The following is a 15,141-nucleotide window of genomic DNA, read 5'->3' as shown; positions in this document are numbered from 1 at the left end:
CCTGATGGGACACATGATGACCATCGGGAACGCCGAAACCTCCGTCCAGGCCTACGTCAGCGAGCCGGCCGCGGGCCGTTTCCACGAAAAGCCGAAGGGTGGGCTGCTGCTGATCTCCGAAATCTGGGGCATGGTGGACCACATCAAGGACGTGGCGGACAGGTTCGCCGCGGAGGGCTACCTGGTGCTGGCCCCTGACCTGCTGACGGACATCGGCATGACGCCGGACGTGGCCGCGGAAGTCCTCACCGGCCTCGCCGATCCGGATCCGGAGCAACGCAGCAAGGTCCAGCCGAGGCTCCGCGAGATCACCTCCCCGCTGCACTCGCCAGAGTTCGCGGACAAGGCGGTGGCGGCCCTCCGGGCCTGCTTCGACCACCTCGAGGGGGTGCCCGTACTGGCCGGACGGGTGGCGGTGGCAGGCTTCTGTTTCGGCGGAACCTACAGCTTCACCCTCGCCGCCAAGGAGCCGCGCCTGCGTGCCGCCGTGCCCTTCTACGGCACGTGTGACTTCAGCGAGGAGGAACTCGGCCGGATCAATTGCCCCGTCCTGGCCTTCTACGGCGAGGAAGACAAGGCACTGGTGGACAAGCTGCCGCTGGTCAAGGCCAGGATGTTCGGTGCCGGGGTGGACTTCGAAGCGGTGGTGTACCCGGGGACGGGCCATGCTTTCTTCAACGACAGCACCCCTATCCGGTACGACGCCGATGCCGCCACCGACTCCTGGAAACGCACCCTGGCGTTCCTGGAGCAGAGCCTTAATCAGTAGGGGTTCCCCGGCCGTTTGAGTTGCGCCGTTTCAGTTGCGGCGCCCTCAGTCGCGGCGGAGCCACACCGCGTTGTCCGGCTGCAGCCAGCCGGCCTCCGCCAGCGGGAAGGCGCTGAAGAGTACGAGACCGGCGGGCAGCTTCACCGGGCTGCTCCCCATCGCGACGGCCACAAGGAAGCCGGGGCTGCGTTCGCAGAGCAGGAGGTTCCCGTCCCGCACGTGCCAGGTGCCGCCGTCGTCCGCTGTGAAGGTGCCGTCCTCCCATAGCTGGCGGCGCACAGCGATCGCCCGCGTGGCCAGCGCGAGCATCGAGTCCGGGTCCCGCTGCTGCAGCTCGATGGCGTGGCGTCCCCAGTCCTCCGGAACGGGAAGCCAGGGGTCTGCGGGACGCTGCGGATCTCGGGACGGCAGCGAAAAGCCGTGGGCACGCGCCGGGTCCGTGGTCCAGGGGAGGGGGACCCGGGTGCCGTCGCGGGTGATGCCGCCGCGCGCCCACATCGGGTCAACGCGGGCTTCAGCGGGGACGTCCACCTCGGGGAGCCCGAGTTCCTGGCCCTGGTACAGGTAGGCCGAACCCGGCAGGCCGAGCAGCGCCACCAACGCCGCGCGTGCCCGGCGTCCCCCTAATTCACTGCCGCCGAAGCGGGTGGCCGAACGGACGATGTCGTGGTTTTCAAGGGCCCAGGTGGGGGCCGCACCGTGCAGCTTCCGGGCGTCCTCCAGTTTGTTGCCCGCGGCCGCCCACACCGCCGGGGTCCCAGCCCAGCTTCACGAACGCGAAAGCGAAGGCCTGGTGCATTTCGTCGCTGCGCGTGTACCGGGCTGCGCGGGCAGGCTCGAGGTTCACCTCGCCCACCAGCAGGCGGCGCGGCTGGTACTTTTCCGCCAGCCGCCGCCACCGTCGGTACACCTCGTGCACATCCTCCTGGTCCGAGACCAACGGGTTGGCGCGCAGCCCGTCCACCACAGCATGCGCGGAGGGGGCGTCCGGCAGGCCATCGGCCTTGAAGAGTCCGTGCGCGACGTCGATCCGGAGGCCGTCCACGCCCTTGTCGAACCAGAAACGCAGGACGTTTTCGAAGTAGTCGCCCACCGCCGGGTTCCGCCAGTTCCAGTCCGGCTGGCCGGCCGAGAACAGGTGCAGGTACCACTCGGTGTCGGTTCCGGAGCCCGGGTTGGCCCGGGTCCATGCCCGGCCGCCGAAGACGCTCTGCCAGTTGTTGGGCGGCAGGTCGCTGGGCGAATCCAGGGACGAGCTGCGGCCCTCGACGAAGTGGAACATCTCCCGCTCCCGGCTTCCCGGCCCGGCGGCGAGGGCCTGCTGGAACAGCGGGTGCTCGGAGGAGCAGTGGTTGGGGACCACGTCGAGCAACACTTTCAGGCCCAGGGCGTGGGCCTGATCGAGCAGTGCATCGAAGTCCGCCATCGAGCCGAACAGCGGGTCCACGCCGCAGTAGTCGCTGACGTCGTAGCCCTGGTCCACCTGCGGGGACGGCTGGAACGGGGTCAGCCAGATCCCGTCCACGCCCAGCGCGGCAATGTACGGCAGCTTGCCGAGCAGCCCGGGGAGGTCACCGACGCCGTCGCCGTTCCCGTCCGCGAAGGAGCGCGGGTACACCTGGTAGATGACGGCGGACTGCCACCACTGCGCTGACGGGCTTTCGGGGTGGGCAAGGCTCACAGCGGGGCCGCCTTCCATGATCGGATGTTGGGGGACGAGGGGAGGTGCCGCTACAGCCAGGCCGTGATGAACCCGCCCCGCGACTGGTCGCCGGGCTGCGCGGACGACGACGGCTCCGCACCGGCGTCGCACGCCGCCGTCGTACGCACTAGCCGTTGGTTACGTGTACATGAGCGAGCCCGGCGTGGTGAGCTTCTCGCCGGTCTCCAGCCAGGTCTTCAGGCCGGAGAGGATCATCGGCCAGCCGCCGTAGAGCTGGTCGTTGGCGCCTTCGCGGAGATCGCTGTGCGTGACGGTGAGGTGGCAGGAATCGCCCACCGGCTCGATCTCCCAGGTGACCTTGGAGGTCCCCTCGGCCTTGACGTCGTCGCCCCACAGCGCGCGCATGGTCTGCACCAGCCGGCGGGGCGGATCCACCTCCAGGTTTTCGCCTTCGCCCAGGATCTGGCCGGCCTTGGGATTGCCCATCTCGAAGCGGCCGCCGGGAGTCCAGTCAGACTCCAGGGTGTTGCCGAACTGGTACTTGCTGCGGATGTCGCTGTCGGTAATGGCTTCCCAGAGCTTCTCCGGGGTGGTCTTGATGTAAATCTCGAAGATCTTTTCCATGGGACTTTCCAATCTGGATTTGAGGTCGCTGAGGGCAGCGGCCCATGGTTCTGCGTACTTGCTGACCCATCGGTCGTGGACCAGGCGGATGGGAACGGGGTTCAGGAAATGCAGCTTTTCCCGCCCGCGACGACGGGTGGCCACCAGGCCTGCGTCCTCGAGGATGCGGAGGTGCTTGGCGATCCCGAACCGGGTCATGCTGAACCTCGCCTCAAGCGCACTGAGGCTCTGGCCGTCCTCGCGGAACAGCTCATCGAGCAGGTCCCTGCGGGTGGGGTCGGAGAGTGCTTTGAACACGTCGTCCATACACACAATGATAGGTGACCATATAGTCACCTATCAAGGATTTGAGAGATCCACGTAGAACCGGGCGCAGACTCAGCACGCGTTAGGGGCCCAGCGGCAGGAAAAGCAGCGCCAGCACCGCCGGGACCGTGGCGGCCAGGGTGCCGGGGACGCTGTCCCAGCGCTGCGGGTAGTGGCCCTGCAGGTCGGCCAGCAGCATCGCGGGTGCCGTGAGTGCCATGTTGAGGCAGCAGTACACCACCAGGGTGTAGCCCACCACGGGTTCGCCGATGTTCACGGCCACCAGCCCGGCTGCAACGCCCAGGGCGATCACCAGGTTCCTGTACCCGGTGGGGATGGCCCACATCATCACGGCGGCCACGTTCTCCGGCGGTGTGCTCAGGAACTTCTGCGCCCATCTGCTCCGCCGGAGCAGGAAGCTCTCCACCGGAAAGACTCCCACGTAGATGACCACCGCCAGCACCGCGAAAACCTGGGACATGATGTTCATGCCGGAAGGGTAGGCCCGCCCGGAAGCCGCAGGCCATCCCCGAAACAGGGGATACCGTGCTGCACCGGCGGGCCCGATACTGGACGTATGTGGGAGGAGCGCGCAGAGCGTGCCAGGCGGGACATCGCCACCCTGGCCACGGACGGACGGGACCTGGCCGCCCTCTACACCGCCGCCCTGGTGCTGGTGCGTAAAGCGGTGCCGTTCGACCAAGCCTGCTGGGCCGGCGTCGACCCCGAAACGATGGTGATGAACGCGGTCACCAACTGGCGGCCGTGGCCAGTCACCGATGAGTACGCAGCCAGGTTCGCCCAGTCCGAATACCAGGGGACCGAACCGAACACCTTCGCGCAGCTCATGCTCCGGCCGCACCCGGTGGCACGGATCTCGGATGCGCCGCGCAGCGAGGTGGCAGCCAGCATCCGGATCAACGAGCTGCTCCGTCCGCTGGGGCTGGTCCACGAACTGCGCGGCGCATTCCGCGTGGACCAGTCGTGCTGGGGTGTGGGCAGCCTCTTCCGGGAAGGTGCCGGGGATTTCAGCGACAGGGAGGTGGAGTTCCTTGCGGCGGTGACGGCTGCGCTCGCGGCCGCCACCCGCATTGCTGCCCGCTCGCAGCACCGTCTGTGGCACCAGCCTGACGGGCCGGTGATCGTCCTGGCCGGCGAACGCGGTGAGCTGCGCGCCGCCACCCCGGCCGCGGCAGCCTGGCTTCAGGCATTGGAGGAAGCCGCCCCGGGCCAGTTCAGCATGGTGCTGTATGCGCTGGTGGCGCAGGCGAGGGCCGCACCGGGCGGGACGGCCAGGACCAGGATGCGCGACGTCGATTCCGGTTGGGTGATCCTGCAGGCCAGCCGGCTCATCACGGGCGACGATCCCCAACAGATGGTGGTCACCGTGGAACCGGCCACCACCCGCCAGCTGCTGGCCCTGCTCCTGTCCGCGTACGGGCTCACTCCGCGGGAACAGGAAGTCTGCCTGGAACTCATGGCGGGCAGCGCCGGCGCCGACATTGCCAAGCATCTGTTCATCTCACCGCACACGGTCCACGACCACCTGAAGTCCATCTTCGACAAAGTGGGTGTGAACAGCCGCGGGGAACTTGTCGCCAGGTTGACGGCCACTGGGTAGCCTTGGCCCATGCAGAAGATATCGGTGGAAGCCCTGGCCCGCCAGCAGCTCGAAGCGGCACTCGCATCTTCCAACGGCCGCGCCGCGGACACCGTCTACGGCGGGCACGAAAAGACCCTTCGCCAGTCCGTGATGGCGCTGAAGGCCGGAACGCGGCTCAGCGAACACCAGAACCCCGGCGACGCCACGGTGTTCGTGATCCGCGGCTGCGTCCGGCTGGTGGCCGGAGGGGATTCCTGGCAGGGCAAGGCGGGGGACCTGCTGATCGTCCCGCCGGGCCTGCACAGCCTGGAGGCGGAGGAGGACTCGGCGTTCCTGTTCACGGTGGCCAAGTACCGCGGCTGAGGGGTTAGGCAGGATCCTCCACCTTGTCGGGCGCTGGCTCCACGGTGGTGTTCCGGGAGTCGCCGGCCGGGGACGGGTGGATCTGGCGGACCGGGCGCGGCTCCAGCCAGGTGCGTTCCCGGGGTCCCGGCGGATAGGCGTGCTTCTTGCCCGCGATGGTGATCACCAGTGCGGCCAGCACAGGCAGCGCGGCAGCCACGGGCACCAGCATGGGGCCGCCGGCCACCAGCGCGCCGGAACCGTACAGGGCGCCAACGGTGATGCCCAGCTGGATGGTCAGCACAGTAAGGCCATTGGCCGCTTCGCTGTACTCGCCGCCGGCGCGGAGGATGGCGGACTGGTTGTAGATGCCGATGGCCCCCAGGCCGGCTCCCCAGACGGTCATCAGGACCAGGGCCAGCGGAAGGTTGCCCACCGCCAAAGGCAGCAGTGCCATCGAGACGGCGATCGCCGCCGTCGTGATCATCAGTGATCGCCGCGGCCGCGAGTCCACGGTGAGTCCCGCAACCCAGATACCCAGCAGGCCTGAGGCGCCGAGAACGGTGAGCGCCAGGCTGGTGGCGTACTCCGGCAGGGCGGCTTCACGGATGAACGGGGCAATGTAGGTGAACAGCGCGAAGTGGGCCAGGACCAGCAGCGGCCAGGCCGTGGCCACCGCCTTGACGCCGGGTTCGGCGATGGCGCGCCGGATGGACGGCCGGACGGTATCGGAAATCCGCTGCACCCGCGGCAGCATGAAGAACGCCAGGGCGGTCAGGAGCAGGCCGAATCCTGCAAGGACCAGGAACGCCGCCCGCCAGCCGAGCAGTCCGCCCAGGGCCGTACCCACCGGCGCACCAATGGCCAGGCCCAGGCTGTTGCCGCTGAAGACGATGGCCAGCGCCTTGCCCACCTGGTTCGCCGGAACCACCCTGGTTACGAACGGCGCCATCGTGGTCCAGAGCAGCCCGTGCGCCAGCCCGCCCACCATCCGGGCGATCATCGCTGTGGTGAAATCCGGGGAAAGCCCCACCCAGGCGTTGCTGGCCGCGAACGTCAGGACCAGCCCCACCAGCAGGGTGTGCCGGGGAATCCGCGCCAGCAGCCGGGCGACCGGAACCACTGTCACCACGATGACGGCGGCATAGGCTGCGGCGAGGTACCCGGCAACGGGTTCGGTCACGTTCAGGCCGGCGCTGATCTGCGGCAGCAGGCCCGAGGGGAGGAGTTCCGTGGTGATGGCGGTGAAGGCAATGGTTGCCAGGACCAGGAGGGCGGCGTAGGGAAAACGGGCAGGGGCGGGCGCGGAAGTCGCGGAGGACATGGGGGAGCGGATCCATTCAAGGGGGAGGGTTGGAACGCGGCTCGCTGGCCGGACAATTCCTGCCTTAAATTTACAGGATCCGGGGTCCTGAAATCGACATGGTGACGGCTGCGGCGGGGCGTCCGAAGGGTGGTCACGGCAGCTGCCCAAGGGTGGCCAGACAGTACGTTGATAGGACTGCAGGTCAGCGGCGCGACGTGGACCGCAGACCGTGATTCGAGGGAAGGCAACATGAGCATTTGTGGAACGGTTCGCCCGGCTCTGCGTGTAGAACTGGCGGACGGGGCATGAGCTCCCGGTTGCGGGTGAGCCTGCCCAGCCGGGAACTGATGGAGGCACTTGAACCGGCCAACGGCGTCGAGATTGTCCTTTGGGACCTCACCGGCCCCGCTCCCGAAGGCCGGCTGGACCTGCTGGTGCCTCCCTACATGGGCAGCGCCGGTGCGCTGGCAGCGCTGGAGGGCGCGGACGTGGGCCTGGTGCAGAGCCAGTCCATCGGGTACGACGGCGTCGCGGACGTGCTGCCCGCCGGCGTCGCCTTCGCCAATGCCGCGGGAGTCCACGAGACGTCGACGGCGGAGCTCGCTTTGGGCATGATGATCGCCGCGCAGCGCGGGATCCCGGAGTTCGCCCGCCACCAGGCCACGGGCTATTGGGACCGGGGCCAGCGTCCCAGCCTGGCCGACCGGCGGGTGCTGCTGGTGGGCTACGGCGGCGTAGGCAAAGCCATCGAGGCACGGCTGCTGCCGTTCGAAACCGAGGTGACACGCCTGGCCAGCCGTGCCCGCCGGGATGCCGCGGGAACCATCCACGGCATCGATGCCCTGTTCGGCCAGCTGCCGCTCCACGACATTGTTGTGGTGAGCGTGCCGCTGAGTGAGGACACCCGCCAGCTGGTGGACGCGAAGTTCCTGGCTGCGATGCCGGATGGTGCCCTGCTGGTGAATGTGGCCCGCGGACAGGTTGCGGATACCGAAGCGCTCCTGGCCGAGACTGCCTCAGGCAGGCTCCGCGCCGCGCTGGATGTCACGGACCCGGAACCGCTGCCGGCAGGCCATCCGTTGTGGACCACCCCCGGCGTGCTCATCACCCCGCACGTGGGCGGCGCAAGCTCGGCGATGTTCCCTCGAATGGTCAAGCTGGTGCGCCAGCAGATCGGCCTCCTCCTCGAGGGCAAGGACCCGGTCAACGTGGTGCTGGGTGGACCGGCCAGCGGCTAGGTGGCGGCGATGCCACTGCGGCTACCCCCCGTGGCATCGTGGCGGCCTGTTCAGGGCTGCTTCCGGACTCCTATGCTGTGTCCATGTCTACGTATGAGGTCCGCCGCAGCTCGGTCATCCCTGCCGCCCCGGAAGAGATCTTCCCCCTGGTCAACAGCTTTCGTGAGTGGGGAGCGTGGTCCCCGTGGGAGAAAGTGGACCCCGGCATGAGCCGCCGCTACTACGGCCCGGCATCGGGTACGGGAGCGGGGTATGAGTGGAGCGGCAACCGGAAGGCAGGCAGCGGCACCATGGAGATCGTCGAGTCGGTGCCCTCCAGCAACATCGGCATCCGCCTCCAGTTCACCAAGCCGTTCAAGGCCCTGAACCCCACCGCCTTCACGTTCACGCCCGTCCCCGGCGGCACCGAGGTCACGTGGAAGATGACCGGCGAAAACAAGGGCGCCGCGAAGATCTTCGCCCTCTTCATCAACATGGACAAGATGGTGGGCTCGGACTTTGAACGCGGCCTCACCTCGCTCGCGTCGGCCGTGGCGGCAAAGAAAAAAAGCTAAGGCCACCCGTGGGCACCGTGGACGACGCGCTCGCGGAACTGCCCGAGCCCGGCCGGAGCTGCCTCCAGCACATCGTGGCGGTGGCCCGCTCCGTGGCGCCGGAGGCCATCGACGGCGTGAGCTACGGCATGCCCGCGCTCAAGCTCGACGGCAAGCCGCTGGTGGGGGTGGTGGCCGCCGCCAGGCATCTGTCCATCGTCCCGTTCTCGCCGGCGGTGGTGGAGGCTGTGGCCGGCCGCCTGGACGGTTACTCGCTGTCCAAGGGCACCATCCGTTTCACCGCCGAGCAGCCACCTCCGGACGAGGTAGTTGAAGAGATCGTCCGACGCCGGATGGCTGAGATCCGTCCCTGAACCCGCTCAACTGGTCCTCAGTTGTTCATCCCCCGAAAGCCCTTACCGTGGCGCTGCGGGGCGCCTAGGCTGGCCCCATGGCTGATACTTTTGCGTCCCTCGTGGACACGTTCAAGAATGTGGGAGTCGCCAAGGCCTACGGCACGCCGGTGAGCGTGGGAGGCCAGGAGATCGTGCCGGTGGCGCTGGTTTCCTTCGGTTTCGGCGGCGGCAGCGAGCCAGGCGATGGCGCGTCCGGCGGTGGCGGCGGAGGAATGGTGATGCCGGTGGGGATCTACACCACCGTCGATGGCCGGACGGTCTTCCGGCCCAACACCCTCGCCCTGCTCGCATGCCTGGTGCCGCTGGTCGCCGTGGCCGGGACCGCGCTGCGACGCGCCATTGCCGCGGCACGGAAGTAGTGCCGCAGCCCGCCGTCGTACCCTTCTGCGGCCCGCCTGGCCGCGTGCCGGCGTCGCGCGTTCCATGGCATCCGCGCACGGAATATTCCCCTATATCGCTCCGGCCAACGCAGTTCCATAATGGCCTCATAGGCTTCGGGGACCCTCCCCGCCAATGCGACCTGTGATGGCCGGGGCGCAGGAGAGTCCCAGGTGGCCGCCCCGGTGTCGGCGCAACGGGCGGTCACGCGGCCCGCCAGATCTCCGGCAGGGACCTCGCGGACCGTTACAGGGGGAGAGCACCGCCATCGCAAGATTGCACCAAGGAGATTTGTCATGCTCAAGGATTCGCAGGTCATGGCAGTACTGCCCGCCAAGGACATCGACCGGGCAAAGGAGTTCTACCGCGACAAGCTGGGACTCGAGCCCAGCCAGACCATTGAAGGGGATAACCTCATCTACCAGTGCGGCAACGGCACAGCGTTCCTGCTCTACCAGACTGATAATGCCGGCACGGCGAAGAATACCCAGATGGGATGGGGGGTGGCGGACGTCGAAAAGGAAGTGGAGGAACTGCGCGGCCGCGGCGTGGTCTTCGAGGACTACGACATGCCCGGGCTCAAGACCGAGAACGGCATCGCCACCATGGAAGGCATGGGCCAGGGGGCCTGGTTCCTCGACAGCGAGGGCAACATCCTCAACATCTCGTCAATGCCGATGTAGCCACCGGTTCGCCGCACAGCAACCGACGACGCCGGCCGCCGCCTCCCGCGGCATCCGCACCCGGGGTGCCGGGCGGGCGGAAGGCCGGCGCCGCCGTCGTTCGACTTCTTCCGGCCGATCTTTTCCTGCGGGTCAGCCGTTGAGGATCTGTTCGCGCAGGATGTCCGCGTGGCCGCAGTGCTGCGCGATCTCCCGGATCATGTGCAGGTACACCCAGCGAAGGGGCAACGGGCCGCGGCGGTTGCCCCGGACCTCGTCGTCGAGGTCAAGCCCGGATGCCGCCTGCCGGGATGCCTCGCACGCCTGGCGGTAGGCATTCCGGATGCTGGCGATGGTGTCCTGCCCGTCGAGGATGAAGGATTCGTCCGGGGTGGCCGGAATGCCGATCTCGGCCCGGGACCGCTCCGTGATGGCTTCGTCGAACCAGACCTTTTCGACGAATGCCGCGTGCTTGACCAGCCCCAGCAGGGTGGTCCTGGACCGCACCAGGGACCGGCGGGCCTGCTCCTCCGTCAGGCCATCCAGGCAGGCTTCCAACATGGCGCGGTGCTGGTCCAGGAACGCCTCGAACTGGGCACGGGCGGGCTGGCTGATGACGTCGTCTGGCGTCAGGGAGGAGACTGCAGGCATGGCTGCAGTATGCCACGCCCCATGCGGGCCCGGGTACGTTCGGAAAGGAAAGCCGATGGTTGGAAACCGGGGGACGGTGCCGGCGGTGGAGATCTCCGTGGGCATCGTGCGCAAGGCGTGACCGGGTGGTCAGACTGCGGCTTCGCGCTTGCCGCTGAACGCGATGCGGACCGCCCGGCGGAGGCTGAGCTTGCTCCGGCGACTGACCACAATCACGGCGGCCAGCCCGGTCAGCAGGACCACCAGGCCGCCCACCGCCACGGACCAGCGGGCGCCGAATTCGCTGCCCACCCAGCCGATCAGCGGCGAACCCACGGCCGTGCCGCCCTGCAGGATGGCCAGGTAGAGGGCCAGCACCCGGCCGCGGAACTGCGGCTCCACGGAGAGCTGGATGCTGGTGTTGCAGCTGTTCAGGAACGTGATGGACGCCAGGCCCACCGGAATCAGCACGGCAGTGTAGAGCCAGAACGACGGCGCCACGCTGGCTACCAGCGTGAAGATCCCCAGGCCCAGGGCGCCGCCCAGCAGGAACCGCAGCCGCGGCCGAGCGCGCCGGGCGGCCAGCAGTGCGCCGGCCAGGGTGCCGACGGCCATGATGGAGCCCAACAGGCCGAACTCGCCCGGCCCCGCGTGGAATTCGGTGGTGGCCATGAGGGCGTTCGTGATGGGGAAATTCATGCCGAAAGCCCCGAGGGTCCCCACCAGGACCATGATCAGGACGAGGTCCGGCCGCCGCTTCACGTACCGCATGCCCTCAGTAACCTGGTGTTTGCCGCGCTCTGCCCGCACGGTGGGCACAAGCTCAGAGGTGCGGATGAAGAACAGGGACCAGATCACCGCCGCGTAGCTGGCGGCGTTGAGCAGGAACACCGGCCCGGTGCCCACCCAGGCGATCAGGACGCCGGCGACGGCCGGACCCGTGAGGCGGGCGGTGTTGAAGGATGCCGAGTTCAGGGCCACTGCATTGGAGATGTTGTCCTGGCCCACCAGTTCCGAGACAAAGGACTGCCGCGCCGGGGCATCGATGGCGCTGGCAATGCCCAGGCACAAGGCGGCGAGGTAGGCATGCCACAGCTGGGCCGTGCCGGTGACTACCAGCAAACCGATGGCCAGGCCGGTGATGCCCATGGCCAGCTGGGTCCACAGCAGGATGACGCGTTTGCGGTAGCGGTCTGCCAGGACTCCGCCGTAGGGGCCAAGCAGCAGCATTGGCAGGAACTGCAGGCCGGTGGTGATGCCGACGGCAGCGCCGTCGTGGTTGGTCAGGACTGTGAGCACCAGCCAGTCCTGGGCGATGCGCTGCATCCAGGTACCCACGTTGGAGACCAGGGCACCGCCGGCCCAGATCCGGTAGTTGCGGTTTTCGAGGGCGCGGAACATCTGGCTCACTTGCCGCTCATTTCCTGCATGATGCGTGCGGCGCGGCTGAGGATGTCACGGTCTTCCGCGCTCAGGCCTGCCACGCGCTGTGCCAGCCAGGCGGTGCGCTGTTCCCTTGCCTCCGCGAGGACGGCCCTGCCGGCCTCGGTGATGTCGATCCGGACCTGCCGGCCGTCGTCGGGATGCTGGTTCCTGGTGACGAAGCCCTGGTCGGCGAGGGCGTTGACGATGCGGGTCATGGACGGGGCCTGCACATGCTCGCGGTCGGCGAGTTCGCGGAGGGTCCGGGCGCCGTCACCGTTCAGGACGGCGAGGACGGTGTACTGGCCGGGGGTGATGACCTCGCCGGTGGCCTCGACGCGGAGCCGGCGCGAGGTGCGCATCACGGCCGTGCGGAGGTCGATGGCGAGGGTGTCCGGGGTGATCTGCGGAGTTTCTTTGGTCTTGGTCTCGGTGGGGGCCATATGGGCGGGTGCGCCTCCTGGAACAATCGGCTCATCATTTGCTTAGCACTGCTAATTAGTTCTGCTAACTATCATCCTCCTTCTTGTTGCTGGCGGCAACCTTTTTTGGTGTGGTTCCGCTAACGTCCAGCCCGCGGCGCGGTCCTTGGCACAATGGACGGCGTGACTGGGCGCAGAACTGATAAGAACCGCAACTCCGGGCTGACCTGGAAGGGGAAGCTGAACCTGGCGGTGACTGTGCTGGTTCTCCTGCTGGGACCGGTCATGATCGGCCTGGGCAGCTTCATGATCGGCGCTGACGAGGACCTGGCGCGGAGCGGCGTCCAGGCAGCAGGCACCATCGTGCATTTCGACGACGTCACCAAGGCCTCGGAGCGCAGGATGAAAGTGGAGTTCACATCCGGCGACGGCGCCAGCCACGCGACGTGGGCCACCGTGGACCACGACCAGTACCCGATCGTGGGTGACGCCACCCCTGTCATTTACGCGGAGCACGATCCGGGCAGGGCCATCGTTCCGGGCTACGAGAGCGACGGCGTCTGGGTCCGTGGCGTGGGCATGGTCCTGACCTTCATCTTCGCAAGCCTGGGACTCGTCGTCGTCCTGCTGATGCTGGGCGCCTACCTCAAGGGGCGCTCGCAGAGGGGCAAGGATGCCCTGTCTTCTGAGTAGAGGTGGTTGGCCCGGTCCGCAGCCGGGTCTGGCAGGACTTGCAGGACCGGCGTAGGCTCTGCTCCACCATGACCGAGCAGCAGCCATATGAATCAGTCCGCCGCTATCCGCACTTCGAGCTGCGCCGCTACCCGGACTACGTCGTCGCGGAGGTGGCGGTGGCGGCGGACTTTGACCGTGCAGGGAACGTGGCCTTCCGCCGGCTCTTCAACTACATCAGCGGGAACAACAAGGGCGGTGCCAAGCTGGCCATGACGGCGCCCGTTGTCCAGGAAGCCGGGCAGTCCCAAAAACTCGCGATGACCGCGCCGGTCATCCAGGCCGGCCCGCTCACCGGAGGCGGTGGATCTGCGGAATTCGTTGTGGCTTTCGTCCTGCCGGCCGGGCTGACGGCTGACACGGCTCCGGTCCCCACCGACCCCACCGTGAAGATCCGTGCGGTGCCGGGCTCCCTGGCCGCGGTACTGCGGTTTTCCGGCCGCGGCTCCGAGGCAAACTTCGAGCGCCGTAACAACGGGCTCCAGGCCGCGCTCAGCCTCGCTGGACTCACGCCCCTGGGGGCACCCCGCTTCGCCCGCTTCGATCCGCCTTTCAAGCCGTGGTTCCTGCGGCGTAACGAAGTGGTTCAGGACGTGCGCGAGGCCTAGGAGCGCGCGTCCGGCACTGACTAGGCTGGGGCCATGGATTACGTGCTTCGCCAGGCCGCCCCGGATGACGCCGAGAACGTCGTGCTGATGCATACGGCCGCGCACGAGGAAAGCTACGGGCACCTGCTGTCGCCCGGCTTCTTCGCGGAGCGGCGACGGTCCGTCCCCGAACGCGTGGCCCGCCGTCGGCCGTATCTTGACGTTCCGCACCCGCGGATCCTTGCCGAGGACGCCAACGGGGAGATTGTCGGCTTGGCCGATGCCGGGCCCCCGCGCCATGAGGACGCCCCGTTTCCCCTGGAGCTCTACTCCATATTCGTCCTGGCCAGGGCGCAGGGGACAGGGCTGGGAACAGCGCTGCTGGCCGCCGCCCTCGGCGACGCTCCGGCATATCTGTGGGTGCTTGAGGACAACAAGAAGGCACAGGCTTTCTACCGCCGCCAGGGTTTTGCGTTCGACGGCGGACGCGGCCACCTGCCGCCCGAGTGGGAGGGCGTGCCGGAGCTGCGGATGGTCCGGGACCGGCCGGGGAACGCTTAACCGGCGGGGCCAGTCACCAGCAGGTCTCCCACCTCGCAGTCCAGCGCACTGCAGACTGCGGCGAGGGTGGAAAACCTGATGGCCTTGGCGCGGCCGTTCTTCAGGACCGAGAGGTTCACCAGGCTGACGCCCACCCGCTTGCTGAGCTCGGTGAGCGTCATGCCGCGCTGCTCCAATAGTTCATCAAGCCTGCAGTGGATGCCGGTGGTTTCCTCCGCGGGCATCAGACCAGGCCCTCGGTGTCTTTCTGCAGCCGGCCGCCGAACTGGAAGACGCCGGCGATGAGGACCAGCGCGATGCCGGCCACGATTGGCAGGAGGCTGATGTTGCCTTCGAAGATGACGCTGCCGGGGGTGCGGTCCGCGTTCAGCCCGATGGCATCCGCGAGCCGGGTCCGGGCCAGTTGGTCCAGCACCTGGCCCGCCGTGCCGGCCAGTGCCAGGGCCGCCCCGCAGGCGCCGATGATCCACACCGACCCCCGGGTGAACAGCGTGTCGCCCCGCAGCCGGAACGCCAGCAGGAACAGCAGGGCCAGCACGGCAAGGACGCCAACCTGGGTCAGTGCGGCTGCCCACGCCAACTGCCCGGCTTCGGCGCCGGGAAGGGTGGGGATGGTGGCGTCGACGGCGGAAAAGCGGGCCTCGGTGCCGAGTTCCAGGCCGGCCACTTTCCGGGTTGGATCAACGGGCAGCGTCAGCGTGACGGGCCCGGAAAAGATGTCCACGATGCCCATGACGGACATGACGCTTGATCCGGCGGCGATCACGGCCGCGCCGACCATGAGCACCAGGGCATCCGTCCTGGACACCACCTGGCGCTTCCTGTTCTCCGACGGACGTCCGGTGTGCTTGGCCAGCTTCATTCTTCCCCCAAGAGTTATCGAATATCGTTAATAACGATATTCGATAACTTAGTGGGATGCTCAGCCCTCGGTCAAACCTCCGCGG

21 protein-coding genes are annotated in these 15,141 nt (G+C 67.9%); 11 read left to right on the top strand and 10 right to left on the bottom strand.

Features of this window, described 5'->3' with window-relative positions; translation table 11 throughout:
* Nucleotides 1-4: 4 nt before the first annotated feature.
* The gene (locus tag OVA06_RS13460) at nucleotides 5-769 is read left to right on the top strand and encodes a dienelactone hydrolase family protein (protein ID WP_268158957.1); all 765 of its coding nucleotides are present in this window, start codon (nucleotides 5-7) and stop codon (nucleotides 767-769) included.
* Between the two features lie 45 nt (nucleotides 770-814).
* Here OVA06_RS13460 and OVA06_RS13455 read toward each other — a convergent pair whose 3' ends face one another.
* The 4 genes from OVA06_RS13455 to OVA06_RS13440 all read right to left on the bottom strand — a co-directional run bounded on the left by OVA06_RS13455 (nucleotide 815) and on the right by OVA06_RS13440 (nucleotide 3,852).
* Nucleotides 815-1,516, bottom strand: a complete 702-nt coding sequence (locus OVA06_RS13455; protein ID WP_268158955.1) for an alpha-amylase family glycosyl hydrolase — start codon at nucleotides 1,514-1,516, stop codon at nucleotides 815-817.
* On the bottom strand, nucleotides 1,443-2,450 hold the full coding sequence (locus OVA06_RS13450) for an alpha-amylase family glycosyl hydrolase (RefSeq protein ID WP_268158953.1): 1,008 nt from the start codon (nucleotides 2,448-2,450) through the stop codon (nucleotides 1,443-1,445). Before OVA06_RS13450 ends, OVA06_RS13455 begins: the two co-directional genes overlap by 74 nt.
* A gap of 159 nt (nucleotides 2,451-2,609) precedes the next feature.
* The gene (locus OVA06_RS13445) at nucleotides 2,610-3,362 is read right to left on the bottom strand and encodes an ArsR/SmtB family transcription factor (protein ID WP_056084106.1); all 753 of its coding nucleotides are present in this window, start codon (nucleotides 3,360-3,362) and stop codon (nucleotides 2,610-2,612) included.
* Between the two features lie 82 nt (nucleotides 3,363-3,444).
* On the bottom strand, nucleotides 3,445-3,852 hold the full coding sequence (locus OVA06_RS13440; RefSeq protein ID WP_091718634.1) for a DUF1304 family protein: 408 nt from the start codon (nucleotides 3,850-3,852) through the stop codon (nucleotides 3,445-3,447).
* Nucleotides 3,853-3,939: 87 nt separating this feature from the next.
* On the opposite strand from OVA06_RS13440, the gene OVA06_RS13435 reads away from it, so the two are divergent.
* Together OVA06_RS13435 and OVA06_RS13430 are read left to right on the top strand one after the other, a co-directional pair.
* On the top strand, nucleotides 3,940-4,983 hold the full coding sequence (locus tag OVA06_RS13435) for a helix-turn-helix transcriptional regulator (RefSeq protein WP_268158948.1): 1,044 nt from the start codon (nucleotides 3,940-3,942) through the stop codon (nucleotides 4,981-4,983).
* Between the two features lie 9 nt (nucleotides 4,984-4,992).
* Complete coding sequence (locus tag OVA06_RS13430; protein ID WP_056084115.1) at nucleotides 4,993-5,328, top strand: cupin domain-containing protein; 336 nt, start codon at nucleotides 4,993-4,995, stop codon at nucleotides 5,326-5,328.
* 4 nt (nucleotides 5,329-5,332) lie between these two features.
* On the opposite strand, the gene OVA06_RS13425 is transcribed toward OVA06_RS13430, so the two are convergent.
* Nucleotides 5,333-6,631, bottom strand: a complete 1,299-nt coding sequence (locus OVA06_RS13425; protein WP_056084118.1) for an MFS transporter — start codon at nucleotides 6,629-6,631, stop codon at nucleotides 5,333-5,335.
* A gap of 287 nt (nucleotides 6,632-6,918) precedes the next feature.
* Between OVA06_RS13425 and OVA06_RS13420 the strand changes: the two genes are divergently transcribed.
* The 5 genes from OVA06_RS13420 (at nucleotide 6,919) to OVA06_RS13400 (ending at nucleotide 9,861) form a co-directional block, all read left to right on the top strand.
* Nucleotides 6,919-7,851, top strand: coding sequence for a 2-hydroxyacid dehydrogenase (locus OVA06_RS13420; RefSeq protein ID WP_056084120.1), 933 nt, complete (start codon nucleotides 6,919-6,921; stop codon nucleotides 7,849-7,851).
* A gap of 83 nt (nucleotides 7,852-7,934) precedes the next feature.
* The gene (locus tag OVA06_RS13415; RefSeq protein WP_268158944.1) at nucleotides 7,935-8,405 is read left to right on the top strand and encodes an SRPBCC family protein; all 471 of its coding nucleotides are present in this window, start codon (nucleotides 7,935-7,937) and stop codon (nucleotides 8,403-8,405) included.
* An 8-nt stretch (nucleotides 8,406-8,413) separates the two neighbouring features.
* Nucleotides 8,414-8,758, top strand: coding sequence for an iron chaperone (locus OVA06_RS13410; RefSeq protein ID WP_268158942.1), 345 nt, complete (start codon nucleotides 8,414-8,416; stop codon nucleotides 8,756-8,758).
* 77 nt (nucleotides 8,759-8,835) lie between these two features.
* Complete coding sequence (locus OVA06_RS13405; protein ID WP_268158940.1) at nucleotides 8,836-9,159, top strand: hypothetical protein; 324 nt, start codon at nucleotides 8,836-8,838, stop codon at nucleotides 9,157-9,159.
* A gap of 315 nt (nucleotides 9,160-9,474) precedes the next feature.
* Nucleotides 9,475-9,861, top strand: coding sequence for a VOC family protein (locus OVA06_RS13400; protein ID WP_056084130.1), 387 nt, complete (start codon nucleotides 9,475-9,477; stop codon nucleotides 9,859-9,861).
* Between the two features lie 132 nt (nucleotides 9,862-9,993).
* Here OVA06_RS13400 and OVA06_RS13395 read toward each other — a convergent pair whose 3' ends face one another.
* The 3 genes from OVA06_RS13395 to OVA06_RS13385 form a co-directional block, all read right to left on the bottom strand.
* Nucleotides 9,994-10,491 carry a DinB family protein gene (locus OVA06_RS13395; RefSeq protein WP_268158938.1) on the bottom strand — a complete coding sequence of 166 codons (498 nt, stop codon included), beginning with the start codon at nucleotides 10,489-10,491 and terminating at the stop codon, nucleotides 9,994-9,996.
* 129 nt (nucleotides 10,492-10,620) lie between these two features.
* The gene (locus OVA06_RS13390; RefSeq protein WP_268158936.1) at nucleotides 10,621-11,880 is read right to left on the bottom strand and encodes an MFS transporter; all 1,260 of its coding nucleotides are present in this window, start codon (nucleotides 11,878-11,880) and stop codon (nucleotides 10,621-10,623) included.
* Nucleotides 11,877-12,335, bottom strand: a complete 459-nt coding sequence (locus OVA06_RS13385) for a MarR family winged helix-turn-helix transcriptional regulator (RefSeq protein WP_268158934.1) — start codon at nucleotides 12,333-12,335, stop codon at nucleotides 11,877-11,879. Before OVA06_RS13385 ends, OVA06_RS13390 begins: the two co-directional genes overlap by 4 nt.
* A gap of 162 nt (nucleotides 12,336-12,497) precedes the next feature.
* On the opposite strand from OVA06_RS13385, the gene OVA06_RS13380 reads away from it, so the two are divergent.
* From OVA06_RS13380 to OVA06_RS13370, 3 genes are all read left to right on the top strand, one after another.
* Entirely contained in the window at nucleotides 12,498-13,007 is a 510-nt protein-coding gene (locus OVA06_RS13380; RefSeq protein ID WP_268158932.1) for a DUF3592 domain-containing protein, read from the top strand.
* A gap of 68 nt (nucleotides 13,008-13,075) precedes the next feature.
* The gene (locus OVA06_RS13375; RefSeq protein ID WP_268158930.1) at nucleotides 13,076-13,654 is read left to right on the top strand and encodes an SOUL family heme-binding protein; all 579 of its coding nucleotides are present in this window, start codon (nucleotides 13,076-13,078) and stop codon (nucleotides 13,652-13,654) included.
* A gap of 33 nt (nucleotides 13,655-13,687) precedes the next feature.
* Nucleotides 13,688-14,194 carry a GNAT family N-acetyltransferase gene (locus OVA06_RS13370; RefSeq protein WP_056084145.1) on the top strand — a complete coding sequence of 169 codons (507 nt, stop codon included), beginning with the start codon at nucleotides 13,688-13,690 and terminating at the stop codon, nucleotides 14,192-14,194.
* Here OVA06_RS13370 and OVA06_RS13365 read toward each other — a convergent pair.
* Together OVA06_RS13365 and OVA06_RS13360 are read right to left on the bottom strand one after the other, a co-directional pair.
* A complete protein-coding gene (locus tag OVA06_RS13365; protein WP_268158927.1) occupies nucleotides 14,191-14,418 on the bottom strand; it encodes a helix-turn-helix domain-containing protein in 228 nt (75 codons plus the stop codon). The genes OVA06_RS13370 and OVA06_RS13365 overlap by 4 nt on opposite strands.
* A complete protein-coding gene (locus tag OVA06_RS13360; protein ID WP_268158925.1) occupies nucleotides 14,418-15,056 on the bottom strand; it encodes a hypothetical protein in 639 nt (212 codons plus the stop codon). Before OVA06_RS13360 ends, OVA06_RS13365 begins: the two co-directional genes overlap by 1 nt.
* Nucleotides 15,057-15,141 lie beyond the last annotated feature (85 nt).

This window comes from Pseudarthrobacter sp. SL88 (assembly GCF_026672455.1).
Classification (GTDB): domain Bacteria; phylum Actinomycetota; class Actinomycetes; order Actinomycetales; family Micrococcaceae; genus Arthrobacter.
This window is presented reverse-complemented; position numbering and strand designations above follow the sequence as displayed.

Excerpts from the sequence above, each read along its gene's own strand:
- OVA06_RS13395 (WP_268158938.1), bottom strand. The coding sequence starts at position 10,491 with ATGCCTGCAGTCTCCTCCCTGACGCCAGACGACGTCATCAGCCAGCCC.
- OVA06_RS13460 (WP_268158957.1), top strand. The coding sequence starts at position 5 with ATGGGACACATGATGACCATCGGGAACGCCGAAACCTCCGTCCAGGCC.
- OVA06_RS13375 (WP_268158930.1), top strand. The coding sequence starts at position 13,076 with ATGACCGAGCAGCAGCCATATGAATCAGTCCGCCGCTATCCGCACTTC.
- OVA06_RS13430 (WP_056084115.1), top strand. The coding sequence starts at position 4,993 with ATGCAGAAGATATCGGTGGAAGCCCTGGCCCGCCAGCAGCTCGAAGCG.
- OVA06_RS13370 (WP_056084145.1), top strand. The coding sequence starts at position 13,688 with ATGGATTACGTGCTTCGCCAGGCCGCCCCGGATGACGCCGAGAACGTC.
- OVA06_RS13445 (WP_056084106.1), bottom strand. The coding sequence starts at position 3,362 with ATGGACGACGTGTTCAAAGCACTCTCCGACCCCACCCGCAGGGACCTG.
- OVA06_RS13400 (WP_056084130.1), top strand. The coding sequence starts at position 9,475 with ATGCTCAAGGATTCGCAGGTCATGGCAGTACTGCCCGCCAAGGACATC.
- OVA06_RS13435 (WP_268158948.1), top strand. The coding sequence starts at position 3,940 with ATGTGGGAGGAGCGCGCAGAGCGTGCCAGGCGGGACATCGCCACCCTG.
- OVA06_RS13405 (WP_268158940.1), top strand. The coding sequence starts at position 8,836 with ATGGCTGATACTTTTGCGTCCCTCGTGGACACGTTCAAGAATGTGGGA.
- OVA06_RS13385 (WP_268158934.1), bottom strand. The coding sequence starts at position 12,335 with ATGGCCCCCACCGAGACCAAGACCAAAGAAACTCCGCAGATCACCCCG.
- OVA06_RS13440 (WP_091718634.1), bottom strand. The coding sequence starts at position 3,852 with ATGAACATCATGTCCCAGGTTTTCGCGGTGCTGGCGGTGGTCATCTAC.
- OVA06_RS13425 (WP_056084118.1), bottom strand. The coding sequence starts at position 6,631 with ATGTCCTCCGCGACTTCCGCGCCCGCCCCTGCCCGTTTTCCCTACGCC.
- OVA06_RS13415 (WP_268158944.1), top strand. The coding sequence starts at position 7,935 with ATGTCTACGTATGAGGTCCGCCGCAGCTCGGTCATCCCTGCCGCCCCG.
- OVA06_RS13360 (WP_268158925.1), bottom strand. The coding sequence starts at position 15,056 with ATGAAGCTGGCCAAGCACACCGGACGTCCGTCGGAGAACAGGAAGCGC.
- OVA06_RS13420 (WP_056084120.1), top strand. The coding sequence starts at position 6,919 with ATGAGCTCCCGGTTGCGGGTGAGCCTGCCCAGCCGGGAACTGATGGAG.
- OVA06_RS13365 (WP_268158927.1), bottom strand. The coding sequence starts at position 14,418 with ATGCCCGCGGAGGAAACCACCGGCATCCACTGCAGGCTTGATGAACTA.